Annotated in this window: 15 protein-coding genes; all 15 read left to right on the top strand. The window is 61.8% G+C overall.

Features of this window, described 5'->3' with window-relative positions; genetic code table 11:
* Positions 1 to 1207, top strand: a 1207-nt coding sequence (locus AAAB16_RS05000; RefSeq protein ID WP_340662352.1) for an AMP-binding protein, incomplete at its 5' end; no start/stop codon positions are given.
* On the top strand, positions 1200 to 1943 hold the full coding sequence (locus AAAB16_RS04995) for a glycosyltransferase family 2 protein (protein ID WP_340662351.1): 744 nt from the start codon (positions 1200 to 1202) through the stop codon (positions 1941 to 1943). The genes AAAB16_RS05000 and AAAB16_RS04995, both read left to right, overlap by 8 nt.
* A complete protein-coding gene (locus tag AAAB16_RS04990; protein WP_340662350.1) occupies positions 1940 to 2866 on the top strand; it encodes a glycosyl transferase in 927 nt (308 codons plus the stop codon). The genes AAAB16_RS04995 and AAAB16_RS04990 overlap by 4 nt, the downstream gene beginning before the upstream one ends.
* Positions 2859 to 4403: an aromatic amino acid ammonia-lyase gene (locus tag AAAB16_RS04985; protein WP_340662349.1), complete on the top strand. Its 1545-nt coding sequence runs from the start codon at positions 2859 to 2861 to the stop codon at positions 4401 to 4403. Before AAAB16_RS04990 ends, AAAB16_RS04985 begins: the two co-directional genes overlap by 8 nt.
* 89 nt (positions 4404 to 4492) lie before the next feature.
* Complete coding sequence (locus AAAB16_RS04980; RefSeq protein WP_340662348.1) at positions 4493 to 4918, top strand: acyl-CoA thioesterase; 426 nt, start codon at positions 4493 to 4495, stop codon at positions 4916 to 4918.
* Positions 4915 to 5508 carry an outer membrane lipoprotein carrier protein LolA gene (locus AAAB16_RS04975; protein ID WP_340662347.1) on the top strand — a complete coding sequence of 198 codons (594 nt, stop codon included), beginning with the start codon at positions 4915 to 4917 and terminating at the stop codon, positions 5506 to 5508. The genes AAAB16_RS04980 and AAAB16_RS04975 overlap by 4 nt, the downstream gene beginning before the upstream one ends.
* Complete coding sequence (locus tag AAAB16_RS04970; protein ID WP_340662346.1) at positions 5492 to 7831, top strand: hypothetical protein; 2340 nt, start codon at positions 5492 to 5494, stop codon at positions 7829 to 7831. The genes AAAB16_RS04975 and AAAB16_RS04970 overlap by 17 nt, the downstream gene beginning before the upstream one ends.
* The gene (locus tag AAAB16_RS04965; protein WP_340662345.1) at positions 7828 to 8994 is read left to right on the top strand and encodes a sodium:proton antiporter; all 1167 of its coding nucleotides are present in this window, start codon (positions 7828 to 7830) and stop codon (positions 8992 to 8994) included. The genes AAAB16_RS04970 and AAAB16_RS04965 overlap by 4 nt, the downstream gene beginning before the upstream one ends.
* Positions 8981 to 10219 (top strand): NAD(P)/FAD-dependent oxidoreductase, encoded by a 1239-nt coding sequence (locus AAAB16_RS04960; RefSeq protein WP_340662344.1) that lies wholly within the window; start codon positions 8981 to 8983, stop codon positions 10217 to 10219. The genes AAAB16_RS04965 and AAAB16_RS04960 overlap by 14 nt, the downstream gene beginning before the upstream one ends.
* Before the next feature lie 20 nt (positions 10220 to 10239).
* Positions 10240 to 10989 carry a methyltransferase domain-containing protein gene (locus tag AAAB16_RS04955; RefSeq protein WP_340662343.1) on the top strand — a complete coding sequence of 250 codons (750 nt, stop codon included), beginning with the start codon at positions 10240 to 10242 and terminating at the stop codon, positions 10987 to 10989.
* Positions 10989 to 11474 carry a DUF3261 domain-containing protein gene (locus AAAB16_RS04950; RefSeq protein WP_340662342.1) on the top strand — a complete coding sequence of 162 codons (486 nt, stop codon included), beginning with the start codon at positions 10989 to 10991 and terminating at the stop codon, positions 11472 to 11474. The genes AAAB16_RS04955 and AAAB16_RS04950 overlap by 1 nt, the downstream gene beginning before the upstream one ends.
* The gene (locus AAAB16_RS04945) at positions 11471 to 12664 is read left to right on the top strand and encodes a beta-ketoacyl-[acyl-carrier-protein] synthase family protein (RefSeq protein WP_340662341.1); all 1194 of its coding nucleotides are present in this window, start codon (positions 11471 to 11473) and stop codon (positions 12662 to 12664) included. Before AAAB16_RS04950 ends, AAAB16_RS04945 begins: the two co-directional genes overlap by 4 nt.
* Positions 12661 to 13116, top strand: a complete 456-nt coding sequence (locus tag AAAB16_RS04940) for a hotdog family protein (RefSeq protein ID WP_340662340.1) — start codon at positions 12661 to 12663, stop codon at positions 13114 to 13116. The genes AAAB16_RS04945 and AAAB16_RS04940 overlap by 4 nt, the downstream gene beginning before the upstream one ends.
* Positions 13109 to 13837: a 3-oxoacyl-ACP reductase FabG gene (gene fabG / locus AAAB16_RS04935; protein WP_340662339.1), complete on the top strand. Its 729-nt coding sequence runs from the start codon at positions 13109 to 13111 to the stop codon at positions 13835 to 13837. Before AAAB16_RS04940 ends, fabG begins: the two co-directional genes overlap by 8 nt.
* A complete protein-coding gene (locus AAAB16_RS04930; RefSeq protein ID WP_340662338.1) occupies positions 13837 to 15063 on the top strand; it encodes a beta-ketoacyl-ACP synthase in 1227 nt (408 codons plus the stop codon). Before fabG ends, AAAB16_RS04930 begins: the two co-directional genes overlap by 1 nt.
* Positions 15064 to 15176: the final 113 nt, after the last annotated feature.

Raw genomic sequence — 15176 nt, 5'->3', positions numbered from 1 at the left:
AGGCGATGCGGTGATTATCGGTAGCGTGGCCGCGCAACATATCTACGGTTTGCGTTTTCGCGTGCTGTGGCCACTGTGCGCCGGACGCGTGTTTGTGCGCCGTGCCCAACCGTTCCCCGAAGACTTGCAACGCTGGAGCCTGCAACAGGCCAACTTCGCCTGGATCGCCAGCCCGGCGCTGCTTAAGCGCATGGGCGAGAACCTCGACTGGCAGGCCTTGGGCCGTGTGCGCCGGGTGTTTTCTTCCGGCGGCGCGCTGCCAGCGGAAACCGCCGCGCAGTTGGGCGAGTTGCTTGGCCAAGTGCCGACGGAGATTTTCGGCAGCTCGGAAACCGGCGGTATCGCGTGGCGTCAGGGTGGTTCGCTATGGCAGCCGTTTGCCGATGTGCAGCTCGGGCTAAATGACCAGGGCGCGCTGTTTATCCGCTCGCCCTATCTACCTGCTGACTACACCGAGCAGACCGCCGATGGCGCGAATCTGCTGGCCGATGGCCGCTTTGAATTGCTCGGACGCCTGGACCGCATCGTTAAGCTGGAAGAAAACCGTATCTCCCTGCCCATGCTTGAGCAGGCCCTGGCCCAGCACCCGTGGGTGGCCGATGCGCGCTTTGGCGTGGTGCAAGACAAACGCGCCTACCTCGGCGCCTTGGTCGCCCTCAATGAGGCGGGCCTGCATGCGCTGCGCAATCAAGGGCGACGCACCGTCACCGACAGCCTGCGCCAGCACCTGAGCCCGCACTGCATTGCCCTGGCCCTGCCGCGCCGTTGGCGTCTGGTGCGTCACCTGCCGCTCAACGCCCAAGGCAAACTGCCGCAAGCGCTGCTGGAACAGGTGCTTTACGCGCCACGCACCTTGCTGCCGGAAGTGGTTAGCCAGGTGCAGACCGATGGCGAGTGGGCCCTGGAGTTGGACGTGCCATTGGACCTCGCGCACTTTAGCGGCCACTTCCCGAAAACGCCGATTCTGCCTGGCGTGGTGCAAGTTGATTGGGCGCAAACCCTGGCCCGTAATCTGATGAAACTGCCGCCACGCTTTGCCGGCATGGAAGTGCTGAAGTTCCAGCAACTGGCCCGTCCTGGCGACCGTTTGCAGCTGCATCTGCGCTTTGACGCCGAACGCGGCAAGTTGTATTTCAGCTACCGCAATGGCGAGGCCGCGTGCTCGTCGGGGCGCATTTTGTTGCAGGCGGCGGTGGCCCATGGCTGAGGTCTTTAAGCCCTGCGCGGTGATCCCGGTGTACAACCACGAGCACGCCTTGCCGGCGGTGGTCGATGCGTTGCGCGCTACCGGTTTGCCCTGCGTATTGGTCAACGATGCGTCGAGTCCGGCATGCACCGTGGTGATCGACCAGCTCGGGGAAAGCGGCGACACCTATGTGGTGCACTTGCCCGTCAACCAGGGCAAAGGCGGCGCGGTGATGGCCGGGCTAAGGGAAGCGGCGAAACAAGGCTTTAGCCATGCCCTGCAAGTGGACGCCGATGGCCAGCATGACCTGAGCAATGTGCCGGCGTTTTTGCAGTGCTCGCGCGCGCAACCGCACACCCTGATTTGCGGCTACCCCGAGTACGACCACAGCGTGCCCAAGGGCCGCTTGTATGCGCGTTACCTCACCCATGTGTGGGTGTGGATAAACAGCCTGTCGCTGCAAATCCGCGATTCCATGTGCGGCTTTCGGGTGTACCCGCTGGCGCCCACATTGGCGTTGATAAACACGGTGGATATCGGCAAGCGCATGGACTTTGACGTGGAAATTCTGGTGCGCCTGAGCTGGCGTAATCAGGCCATGCAGTGGCTGCCGGTAAAGGTGCTCTACCCGCAAGACGGCCTGTCGCATTTCCGCCTGTTTCTGGACAACGCGCTGATCTCAAAAATGCACGCCAAGCTGTTCTTCGGCATGCTCTGGCGCTCGCCCGCCATCCTCTTCAAACGGTGGTGGCGATGAGCAACAGCGGGCATTGGGCCAAGCACAACGAGCGCGGCAGTTACCTGCTGATGAGCTTTACCGCCTGGCTGGCGCGCACCCTCGGCCGGCGTGTTTTAAGCCCGCTGCTGCACCTGATCGTTCTGTATTTTTATGTCGCCGGCGGCACCGCCCGCCGCAGCGTGCACGAGTACCAACAACGCCTGGCCACCTGGAGCGGCCGCGCGGAACTGGCGCCCACACGCCGCTCGGTATTTGCGCAATTTATGGCCTTTGCCGACACCCTGCTGGACAAGCTCGATGTGTGGAATGGCCGCCTGGGCCTTGAACAAGTCACCCTCAATGACGCCGCCGATCTGCGCGGCAAATTGCACCGCGAGCAGCGCGGGCAAATGCTCGTGGGCGCGCACCTGGGCAACCTTGAGGTGTGCCGCGCCTTGGCCGAGCTGGGCGAAAAAGTGCAGATGAATGTGCTGGTGCATACCAAGCACGCCGAGCAATTTAACCGCCTGCTGAACCAGGCCGGCGCCGCCCATTTACGCCTGATTCAAGTCAGCGAGTTGGACGCTGGCATCATGCTGCAACTCAGCCAGCGCCTGGAGCGCGGCGAGTGGTTGGCGATTGCCGGCGACCGCGTGCCGCTGCACGGTGCCCGCCGCGCGCGGGTAAATTTTCTCGGCCAGCCGGCGGATCTGCCGCAAGGCCCTTGGCTGCTGGCCGGGTTGTTGCAATGCCCAATCAATTTGCTGTTCTGCCTGAAAATCAACGGCCGTTACCAGGTCACTTTGGAGCCGTTTGCCGAGCGCATCGAGTGGCGCCGCAGTGACCGCGAACAGGTGATTCAACAGCACGCCCAACGTTACGCCGAGCGCCTGCAGCACTACTGCCTGCAAGCGCCCACGCAATGGTTCAACTTCTTCCCTTTCTGGACTCACCATGACTAACACGCACGCCTCCACCGTGGTGTTCGGCGCCCAACCGCTTAGCATCGAGCAAGTGGTCAGCCTGGCCGAACAGAGCAGCCCCACCGCCCTGCAAAGCGACGCGGCGTTTCGCCAGCGGATTGCCAAAGGTGCGCAGTTCCTCGACTCGCTGCTGGACAAAGAAGGCGTGATCTATGGCGTGACCACCGGCTACGGCGACTCCTGCGTCGTGGCCGTGCCGTTGGAGCATGTGGAAGCGCTGCCCCAGCACTTGTTCACCTTTCATGGTTGCGGCCTGGGCAAATTGCTTGACCCGGTGGCGACCCGCGCGGTGCTCGCCGCCCGTTTGCAGTCGCTGTGCCAGGGGGTTTCCGGTGTACGCGTGGAACTGCTGGAACGCCTGCAAGCCTTCCTCGACCACGACGTATTGCCGCTGATTCCGGAAGAAGGTTCGGTGGGCGCCAGCGGCGACCTCACCCCACTCTCCTACGTCGCCGCCACCCTCACCGGAGTGCGTGACGTGCTGTACAAAGGTGAAGTGCGTAGCGCTGCCGATGTGCATGCCGAGCTCGATTGGCAGCCGCTGACCCTGCGCCCGAAAGAAGCCCTGGCCTTGATGAATGGCACCGCAGTGATGACTGGCCTGGCGTGCCTGGCCTATTCGCGCGCCGACTACCTGCTGCAGCTGGCCACGCGTATCACCGCGCTCAACGTCGTCGCCCTGCAAGGCAACCCCGAGCACTTTGACGAGCGCCTGTTCGCCGCCAAACCGCACCCAGGGCAGAACCAGGTCGCGGCGTGGATTCGTCAAGACTTGGCCATCAACGCCCCGACTGCGCCGCTGCATCGCCTGCAAGACCGCTACTCGCTGCGCTGCGCCCCCCATGTGCTCGGCGTATTGGCCGACAGCCTGGGCTGGCTGCGCCAGTTCATCGAAATTGAACTGAACAGCGCCAACGACAACCCGATTATCGACGCCGAAGCCGAGCGCGTGCTGCACGGCGGCCACTTCTACGGCGGGCATATCGCCTTTGCCATGGACGGTTTGAAAAACCTCGTCGCCAACGTCGCCGACCTGCTCGACCGCCAGCTCGCCCTGCTGGTCGACACCCGCTACAACCATGGTCTGCCGAGCAACCTGTCCGGCGCCCCGGCCCATACGGCAATGATCAACCATGGCTTTAAAGCCGTGCAGATCGGCGCCAGCGCTTGGACCGCCGAGGCACTGAAAAACAGCATGCCGGCCAGCGTGTTCTCGCGCTCCACCGAATGCCATAACCAAGACAAAGTCAGCATGGGCACCATCGCCGCCCGCGACGCCCTGCGCAGCCTGGAACTGACCGAACAGGTTGCTGCCGCGACCTTGATCGCCGCTAACCAGGGCGTCTACCTGCGCGGCCTGGAAGCCGAAGCTCGCGCGTTGCCGCAACCCTTGGCCGACATGCACCAGCAACTGAGCGAAGACTTCCCGCCGGTGATCGAAGACCGCGCCCTGGAACGCGAACTGCGCCTATGCCTGACCCGCATCCGCGCCCGCCACTGGAGCCTGTATGCCTAAGCCAATTGCGGGTGCGCACAGCACACCCTGCGGCCGGACCGCATTTGCTCTTGTAGGGTGGGCTGCGCGCACCAAACGGAGTAACGCCCATGCGCGGTAATGGGGTAATCCAGGCTGAGGTGGAAATCCTCGTGCCGTTCTTTGACGTCGACATGATGGAAGTGGTCTGGCACGGCCACTACGTCAAGTACCTCGAGGTGGCGCGCTGCGCCCTGCTGGACAAAGTCGACCATAACTACGCGCAGATGCGCGATGCCGGTTACGCCTGGCCCATCATTGATATGCAGCTGCGCTATATGCGCGGCGCCAAGTTTGGTCAGCGCCTGACCGTGCGCGCCGACTTGGTGGAATGGGAGAACCGCCTGAAGATCAATTACCTGATTACCGATGCAGTAACGGGCGAGCGCATGACCCGCGCCAGCACCGTGCAGGTAGCGGTGGAAATCGCCAGCCTGGAAATGCAGCTGGCTTCGCCCCAGGTGTTTGTGGCCGCGATTGAGCGGGCAATCGCATGAAGCGTTTAGCCGCACTGGTCTTGACCCTACTGCTGGCACCATTTGCCCAGGCCTTTGACCTCGACCAACTGGCAGCGCAGTTGAGCAAGCCGGCCGTGGTACGCGGCCCGTTTATTCAGGAAAAACACCTGCGCGCCCTGCCCAAGCCGCTGACCAGCACCGGTCAATTTGTGCTGAGCAAAGACCTGGGCCTGCTGTGGTTGTTGGAAAAGCCATTGCAACAGAGCTACCGCATCGACGGTGCGGGCATTGCCAAACGCACACCTCAAGGCTGGCAGCCGGTGGCGCAACAAAGCGCCAGCGCCCAGCAGAACCGCTTGTTTCTCGCTGTGCTCAAGGGCGATAGCAGCGGCCTGCGTCAGGACTTCGATTTAAGCCTGTCCGGCGCCGCCGATAACTGGACCCTCGACCTCACGCCAAAAAGCCTGCTGCTCAAACAGATTTTCAGCGCCATCCAGATTCAAGGCGGCGCCTTGGTGCAGCGCATTGAACTTCGCGAAACCCAGGGCGACAGCACGTTGCTGCGCCTAAGCGACAGCAAAGCCGATGGCCAACTCAGTGACACGGACCGTCATGCTTTCGCGGATTGAGCACTGGGGCCCACGGCTCTTTACCGTCGCCTTGGTGGCCTTGTTGGCGCTCACCGCCTGGCAATGGCGCGCGGGCGCACCGATTTCCGCCAACCTGTTGGAACTGGTGCCCAGCGACACGCCAGACCTGCTGGAACAGCGCGCGGAAAAAATTATTCAGGAACCGCTCAATCGCGAGTTGGTGGTGCTGATCAGCTTTGCCGATCGGCAACAAGCACTAAGCCAAGCCGCCGTTATCGGCTCCCAGTGGCAGCAAGAAAAACTGTTTGAAAAGGTCCAGTGGCAGGTCGCCTACGACCTGCCCGCCTTACGCCAACAATTGCTCGATAGTCGCCTGGCGCTGCTTGGCACAGCCGATCGCCAGTTGTTGCAGCAAGACCCAAAGGCCTTTATTGAACGCCGCGTACAAGACCTGTTCGACCCCTTTCGCAGCCAAGGCCTGATCAGCACCGAGCAGGATTGGTTGGGCCTGGGCGCATTGATCGAAAAAAACCTGCCGCGTGGGCACAACGTGCAGGTCGACCTCGGCGGCGCGCTGTTGGCCGAGAGCGAAGGCAAAACCTGGGCACTGCTACGCGCGCGCACCAGCGGCGATGCCTTTGACGGCAATCTGCCGTTAACCGTGGAAAACCTGGTGGCCAAGGCGCGCCAGGACATTGAAGCGCAGGGCGGCGAACTGCTCGCCACCAGCGGCCTGCTGTACTCGGCGCACGGCCAACGCCAGGCTACGTCTGAAATCAGTGTGATGGGCAGTATTTCCAGCGCTGGCGCCTTGCTGCTGATGCTGATCGCCTTTCGCCGTATGCGCGTGTTGCTGGCCCTGCTGCCAGCCGCCATTGGCGTGCTCGCCGGGCTGACGGCCACGGTCGCCGTATTCGGCAACATCCATGTGCTGACCCTGGTGCTGGGCGCCAGCCTGATTGGCGTGGCCATCGATTACCCGCTGCACCTGCTATCGAAAAGCTGGACCCTGCAACCGTGGAATAGCTGGAACGCCCTGCGCGCTACCTTTCTCGGTTTGACCCTGGGCCTGGCCACCAATGTGATTGGTTACCTGGCGTTGGCTTTCACGCCATTCCCAGCCTTGAGCCAGGTGGCGATTTTCTCCTCCGCCGGTTTGCTCGGTTCCTACCTGTGCGCGGTATGCCTGCTGCCGGCGTTGCTCGGCAAGGTGCAGATCGTGCCGTGGGCCAAACCCTATGGCCTGGCCACACGTTTGCTGGCCTGGCGCAGCGCACTGCTCAAGCGCATCGGCACACCGTGGTTGCTGCTGATCTTTCTGGCCTTTTGTGTGGCCGGAGTACTGCAACTGTCGCGCAAAGATGACTTGCGCCAGTGGGCCAGTACGCCGCCTGCACTGCTGCAACAGTCGCAGGCCATCAGCAAAATCATCGGCTTTCAGCCCACCAGCCAGTTTTACCTGGTGCGCGGCAAAGACGAAGAGCAGTTGTTACAGCGCCAGCAGGTGCTTAGCCAACGCCTGGATAAACTGATCGCCGCCGGCACGCTGAAAAGCTATATGGCCTTGAGCCAACTGGTCGCGCCGGCTTCCGAACAGGACAGCCTGCGCGCGTCCTTAGGCCGCTTGCCGGCCGCCAGCGAAGCCTTGCAGGCGCTTGGCGTTACCCCGCAAATGCTTGACGAAGAAGTGCGCCAATTACAGGCGCTGCCTAACCGCACGATTGAACAAAGCCTGGCGGGCACCCTTGGCGAACCCTGGCGCAGTTTGTGGCTGGGCGATGCGGGTAACGGCGAGGTCGCCGGCATGATCAGCTTGCAAGGCCTAAGCGACGCCGAGCTATTGGCCGCGCAGGCCGATGGCGTGCCCGGAGTAAAACTGGTGGACCGTTTGGGCCAGTTGAACCGCTTGTTCGCCGCCACCCAAGTAAGCGCCGCCGAACTGAAGTTGGCCTCGTGTTTGCTGATTTTTTTCCTGCTCTGTCTGCCCTTCGGCGCCAAAGGTGCAGCGCGGGTACTGGCCATTTCCTTGCTGGCGGCGTTGGCGAGTATGGCTAGCCTCGGTTGGCTGGGGCAGCCGCTGACCTTGTTCAGTCTGTTTGGCTTGCTCTTGGTCACGGCCATTGGTGTGGATTACGCCATCATCATGCGCGAACGGGTGGGCGGCGCTGCCACCAGCCTGCTCGGCACCTTGCTGTCGGCGCTGACGACCTGGCTGTCATTTGGTCTGTTAGCGCTTTCCAGCACGCCAGCAGTGAGTAACTTTGGCCTGACCATCAGTATCGGTCTGACGTTTAGTTTTCTGTTATCGCCCTGGGCGGGCGATGCGCACAGCGCAGAAAACATAGAAGGAGAACACGCGTGAACGTGATTGGATTTTGGTTGGTGGCCCTGGCCGTGTATGGCCTGGTGGCCTTGATCGGGCGACAGCGGATTATTCCTATTGTTGGCCAGTTGTTGGTGGCCAGCCTGGCCATTCCGGCACTGCTGCTGTACGGCGTAGAGCCGCACCTGCAATTGAGCGCCAAAGAGTTGCTGGCGCCGACCTGGCTGAGCCTGCTGTACAACCTCAGTTTCGCTCTGCTGCTGGGTTATATCCTCAGCGATGTAGTGGACCTGGAACTGAGCCCCGCCAGTCTGAAAATCGCCTTGCCGAGTTTTCTCGTGCCGCTGCTGGCTGGCCTCGCGGCAGCACTGTGGATACTGCCCGGTGAGCGCAGTTGGCTAAGCGCAATCGGCATTGGCTTGCTGTTTTCCATCACGGCCATTCCGGTGTTGTTTCTCTACCTGCAAAACATCCAGTACCCGCCTGAGGGCATCAAACGCCTGCTGCACGCCGCGATTCTGATGGACCTGATGTGCTGGAGCCTGTTTGGCCTGGCACAAGGTACGGCCGACCCGCACACCTTGCTGTGGCCGGTACTTGCCGCCGGACTACCGCTGCTGTTGCACAAGCTGTTACGCCTGCGCCATGCGCTGTTTTACAGCCTGCCGTTCTTTGCCCTGATGCTCACCTTCCAGCAGCTCAAGCTCAACGGTTTGGTATTTGGCATCGGCTATATGCTCTGCCTGGCCTGGCTGAAACAGCCCTTTGTGCTGCCGCTGCCAGCGCGCCCGTGGAAGCTATTGCTCAACGGCCTGGCGATTCCGCTGATTCTCACCTGCGGTGTGTTGCGCGTGGATTTCCACGGCATCGGCGACAGCTATTCCTGGCTCAACCTCGGCGCCCTGTTGCTGCTGCCAGTGGTTAGCAAAATGTTTGGCAGCTGGCTGGGCCTGCACTGGGCCATGCCTGCCGCCAGCAACCGGCTGAAATGGTCGGAAAGTGTGCTGCTTAATATCCGTGGCCTGACCGAAGTGGTGTTCCTCAATCTGTTGCTGCAACTGCAACTGATCGACGCCCTGACCTATTTCAGCCTGCTGCTGATGAGCCTGTTTTCTACCCTGCTGCCAGCTTTGCTGGCGGTGGGCAAACCCCGTCTTACTTCGCAACAGTCCGCCACAAGGAGTCCCCATGGTGTCGCTTGAATTGGAACAGCGCCGCGTACTGGTCATCGGTGCAGGCCCATCGGGCGCCATCGCCGCCGCCCTGCTGAAACGCAAAGGGCACGACGTGTTGATCATCGAACGTCAGCAGTTCCCGCGCTTCTCCATTGGCGAAAGCCTGCTCAGCCACTGCCTGGACTTTGTTGAAGAAGCGGGCATGCTCGAAGCGGTAGAAGCCGCCGGCTTTCAGCGTAAAAACGGCGCAGCGTTTGCCTGGGGCGAGCGCCGTACGCACTTCGATTTCCGCGAAAAATTCACCGAAGGCAAGGGTTGGACCTTCCAGGTACAACGCGCCACCTTCGATAAACTGCTGGCCGACCAGGCCGAATTGCAGGGCGTGGAAATTCGCTACGAAGAAGAAATTATCGCCACCGATTTCAGCGGCAAACCGACCGCCACTGTGCGCCGCCTGGACGGCAGCGAGTACCGCGTAGAAGCCGACTTTGTTCTTGATGCCAGCGGCTATGGCCGGGTGCTGCCACGCCTGCTCGACCTGGAAGCGCCATCGGCCTTCCCGGTACGCCAAGCGCTGTTTACCCATATTGAAGACCGCATTGACGATGCGGCGTTTGACCGCGAGAAGATTCTGGTCACCACGCACCCAGCCATGCGTGATGTGTGGTTCTGGCTGATCCCGTTCAGCAACGGCCGCTGCTCCATGGGCGTGGTTGCCTCGGCTGAGCGCTACCAGGGCCGCCCGGAAGAGATGGAAGCCGCCCTGCGCAGTTTTATCGCCGAGACGCCAAGCCTGGGCAACCTGATTAAAAACGCCCAATGGGACACCCCGGTACGCAGCCTTGGCGGTTATTCGGCCAACGTTAAAACCCTGCACGGCCAGGGCTTTGCCTTGCTCGGCAACGCGGCGGAATTCCTCGACCCGGTGTTCTCTTCCGGCGTCACCATTGCCATGCGCTCGGCCAGCATGGCGGCCAATCTGCTCGACCGTCAGCTCAATGGCGAAAGTGTGGACTGGCAAACCGAGTTTGCCGTACCGCTGAAACGTGGCGTTGATGCCTTCCGCGCGTATGTAGAAGGCTGGTACGACGAAAGCTTCCAGGATGTGATCTACCACGAGAACGCCTCGCCGGAGATCCGCCGCATGATCAGCTCGATTCTCGCCGGCTACGCCTGGGACCTGAAAAACCCCTACGTCGCCGAGCCCAAGCGCCGCCTGCGGGTGCTGGCCGAGCTGTGCGCCACTTCGTGATTTGCTAGGAAAGGATGTCCATGAACGCACCGATGCCCCCCGTGCCGCATAACCCGGCAGGCCATAAGTACGTCGAGGAAACCCGCTTCGGCTTCTGGTTTCTGCAAAGCCATGTGTGGCAACACCATGTGCTGCGCGTGGCAATCAATGACCTGAAACAGTTGCTCGGCCAGCCGTTGCCTGAGGGCGCGGTGCTACTGGATGCCGGCTGCGGTCAGGGCAAGTCCTTTCGCTTGTTGCACAACGCCTTTGCGCCCGCGCAACTGCTGGGGCTGGACGCCGACCCGCATAGCCTGGAAATGAGCCAGGCCGAGGCCGAGCGCGAAGGTTTGCCGGTGCACTTGCTCAGCAGCGACTGCGCGGCAATTCAATTGGCTGATGCCAGCGTCGACGTCATTTTCTGCCACCAGACCTTCCATCACTTGGTCGAGCAGGAGCAGGCGCTGGCCGAGTTTTGGCGCGTGTTAAAACCGGGCGGCTGGCTGCTGTTTGCCGAGTCGACGCAGTTTTATATCGACACCTGGGTAATCCGCTGGCTGTTCCGCCACCCCATGCATGTGCAACGCACGGCCGAGCAGTATCTCGAGATGTTGCGCCAGCAGGGCTTTGAGTTTGGCCCACAGAATGTCTCCTACCCGTACCTCTGGTGGAGCCGTTCCAAAGACTTTGGTTTGCTCGAACGCTGGAAGTTGGTTAAAGCCAAACCGGTGGGCCAGCGTAATGAAACCCTGGTTAACGCGGCCGTGCGTAAACCGTTGAGCGCGAGCTGATGCGTCGTCTGCTGCCGCTATTTTTGCTGCTCGTGCTGAGTGCCTGCGCCCAGCACACGCCGCTGCCCGAGACGCCGCCCACGCTGCAACTGCCACTGCAATTGCATGTGCAGCGCGAGCAGGCCGGGCAAACTCAAGATTGGCTACTGGTCATACAGCAGGAAGGCGCGGCGCTGCGTTGGTCGCTGATGGACCCCATGGGCATTCCCGTGGCCCGACAACTGCTGACCGCCCAGCAATGGCAGAATGACGGCCTGCTGCCGCCCAACCCCGAGGCGCGCGAACTGTTCGCCGCCTTGCTGTTCGCCTTGACCCCAGCTGAGCAAGTGCCGGCACATTACCCCGGCGCCTACTGGCAGCAGCATGGCGCGCAACGTTGGTTACGTGATGGCGACGAAACCCGTTGGCAGGTGATCTACCAACAGCCAGAGAACTTTCAGCTTAAAACCCAAGCGGCTGACTACCGCGTCGAGATGTTGCCATGACTGCCTACCTCAATGCCCTGGGCCTGCTGTGCGCCCTGGGCAACGACAAACATCAGGTTAGCGAGCGTCTGTTTGCTGGCGATACCAGCGGCATGCAGGTGCAAGCCGGCTGGGTGCCTGGGCGTCTGTTGCCCGTGGGCGCCGTACAGGCCCAATTGCCACCGCTGGCGGCCATGAGTACCGCCCAGGCCACCCGCAACAATCAGTTGCTGCTGGCGGCGGCGCAGCAGATCGACGCCGATATCCAGCAGGCCATTGCCGGCTACGGCCGCACGCGCATCGGCATTGTGCTGGGCACCAGTACCTCCGGCATCGATGAAGCCACCCAAGGAATAGCGCGTTTTCTGCACAGCGGCGAATTCCCGGCCAGCTACAACTACGGCCAACAGGAACTGGCAGCGCCGGCTGAATTTCTCGCCGCGCAGCTCAACCTCGCCGGCCCCACCTATGTGATTTCCACCGCCTGCACCTCCAGCGCCCGTGCCCTGCTGAGCGCGCGGCGTTTGCTTGACAGCGGGTTATGCGATGCGGTGCTGTGTGGCGGTGTCGACTCGCTGTGCCAGTTGACCCTTAACGGTTTTGGCTCGCTGGAAGCGCTGTCGGATGAACGCTGCAAGCCGTTTTCGGCCAACCGTACCGGTATCAATATCGGTGAAGCCGCCGTGCTCTTCCTGATGAGTAAAGAACCTGCGCCAATTGCCTTGCTAGGCGCCGCCGCCAACTCCGACGCCCACCATATTTCCGCACCCGACCCTGAAGGCCGCGGCGCCGAACAGGTGATGCGCCTAGCGCTGGCGCACGCTGGACTGCAAGCCACCGATATCAGCTACCTAAACCTGCACGGCACCGCCACCCAGCATAACGACGCCATGGAAAGCCTGGCCGTCGCTGCGGTGTTTCCTGAAGGTGTGCCCTGCTCATCAAGCAAGGCCATGACCGGTCATACCCTCGGCGCTGCCGGCGCACTGGAAGCGGCGTTCTGCTGGCTAAGCCTCGCAGCCAAGCGCCTGCCGCCCCATGTGTGGGATGGCCAGCGCGATCCACAACTGCCTGCGCTTCATTTGACTGACGCCAACACCCACCTCAACGGCCAAGGCCCGTACCGCATGATGAGCAACTCCTTCGCCTTTGGCGGCAATAACATCAGCCTGATTCTGGGCTCAGCCGCGCCAGGCCAGGTGCACCCATGAATATCTGGCCGATTGCCGAACTGGTGCCCCACGCCGGCGACATGATTCTGGTCGACGAAGTGCTCAGTTACGCCGAAGAAGAAATCACCACCCGTTTGCACATTCGTGCCGGTGGCCTATTTAATCAGGCAGACGGCAGCATGCCGGCCTGGGTCGGCATTGAGTTGATGGCGCAAAGCGTCGCTGCCTACGCCGGCTGCCATGCCCGCGTTGCCGGCCTGCCGGTGGAGCTGGGCTTTTTGCTTGGCACGCGCAATTACCAATGCAATGTCGAGACCTTTCCCTTGGGCGCCGAGTTGCAGATTCACGCCATCCGTTCTCTGCAAGACGACAACGGCATGGGCGTGTTCGAATGCCACCTGACCGGCCCCGGCATTCGTGCCGAAGCGCGCCTTAACGTATTCCGCCCGCCGCACGTGGCCAGCTATTTGGAAGAACCTGCACATGACTGACACCATTCTGGTAACCGGCTCCAGCCGTGGCATCGGCCGCGCCATCGCCCTGCGTCTGGCCCGCGCGGGCTTTGACCTGGTGCTGCATTGCCGCAGCGGCCGCGCCGAAGCCGAAGCCGTGCAGGCAGAGGTTGTTGCGCTCGGCCAACAGGCGCGCATTCTGCAGTTTGATGTGGCCGACCGTGCCGCTTGCCGGGAAATTCTCGAGGCCGATGTGGACGCCAACGGCGCTTATTACGGCGTGATCTGCAACGCTGGTCTGACCCGCGACGGCGCCTTTCCAGCGTTGAGCGAAGATGACTGGGACGTGGTGATCCGCACCAACCTCGACGGTTTTTACAACATCCTCCATCCGCTGGTCATGCCGATGGTTCGTCGGCGCAAAGCCGGGCGTATTGTCTGCATCACCTCGGTTTCCGGGCTGATCGGCAACCGTGGCCAGGTCAATTACAGCGCCTCGAAAGCCGGTGTTATTGGCGCGGCGAAGGCCTTGGCCATCGAGCTGGGCAAACGCAAAATCACGGTTAACTGCGTGGCGCCAGGCTTGATCGACACCGCCATGCTGGATGACGATCTGCCGATTGAAGAAATGCTGAAGATGATCCCCGCCCAGCGTATGGGCACCCCGGAAGAAGTGGCTGGCGCGGTTAACTTTTTGATGTCGGACGAAGCGGCCTACATCACCCGCCAGGTAATCGCAGTCAACGGAGGCCTGTGCTGATGAAACGTGTGGTCGTTACCGGCATGGCCGGCATCACATCCCTGGGCAGCGACTGGGCCAGCATTGAAGCGAACTTTATCGCTAACCGCAGCGGTATTCGCCGCATGCATGAGTGGGACCGCTTCGCCGAACTGAACACGCGCCTGGCTGGCCCCGTCGACGATTTCGTGGTGCCGAAAACCTGGAACCGCAAACAGCTGCGCAGCATGGGCCGTGTGTCGCGGCTGGTGGTGCTCGCTGCGGAAAAAGCCCTGGCCAACGCTGGCCTGCTGGGCGATGAGAGCATTCGCGACGGTCGCATGGGGGTGGCCTGCGGCTCGTCCACCGGCAGTACCGAAGAGATCAAAGCCTTCGGCAATATGCTGCTTAACTCGGTGGCCGACGGCCTGAATGCCAACTCCTATATCCGCATGATGCCGCACACCACGGCAGCCAATATCAGCATCTTCTTTGGCCTGAAAGGCCGCCTGATTCCCACCTCCAGCGCCTGCACCAGCGGCAGCCAAGGCATCGGTTATGCCTATGAAGCGATCAAGTTTGGCCGCCTGCCGATGATGCTCGCCGGTGGCGCCGAAGAACTGTGCCCAACCGAAGCCATGGTGTTTGATGCGCTGTACGCCACCAGCCTGAAAAACGATGCACCACACACCTCGCCCCGCCCGTATGACGCTGGCCGCGACGGCCTGGTAATTGGTGAAGGCGCTGGCATGTTGGTGCTGGAAGAACTGGAACACGCCAAGGCCCGTGGCGCGACGATTTACGCCGAGATCGTCGGCTTTGGCTGCAACGCCGATGGCCAGCACGCGACCAAACCGGAACAGGTGACCATGCGCGGGGCCATGGAACTGGCCCTGCAAGATGCCAACCTCGAGCCGCACGCCATTGGCTATGTCAACGGCCATGGCACTGCCACCGAACAAGGCGATATCGCCGAAACCCACGCCACCGCCAGCCTGTTTGGCTCGGGCATGGCCATCAGCTCGCAAAAGAGCTACCTGGGTCACACCTTGGGCGCGTGTGGGGCACTGGAGTCGTGGTTTAGCATCGAAATGCTCAACAGCGACCGCTATATCCATACCCTCAACCTCGACCATATCGACCCGCTGTGCGCCGAGCTCGACTACCTGCGCGGCGAACCGCGGCAGATGAACAATGAGTTCGTTATGAACAACAATTTTGCCTTTGGTGGGGTCAATACCTCACTGATCTTCCGCCGCTGGCACTGATCGGGCACACCGCACTACTACAACCGCCGTCAAGGAGACGACTATGCACTTGAAAAGCCTCACCGCCGCAGCCCTGCTGCTCGCCGCTATCCCAAGCATCAGCCAGGCGCGCG

The sequence above is a fragment of the Pseudomonas sp. genome, from assembly GCF_037994325.1.
In the GTDB taxonomy this organism is placed as follows: domain Bacteria; phylum Pseudomonadota; class Gammaproteobacteria; order Pseudomonadales; family Pseudomonadaceae; genus Aquipseudomonas.
The sequence above is the reverse complement of the archived record's forward strand: the minus strand, read 5'-3'. Positions and strand labels throughout refer to the sequence as shown.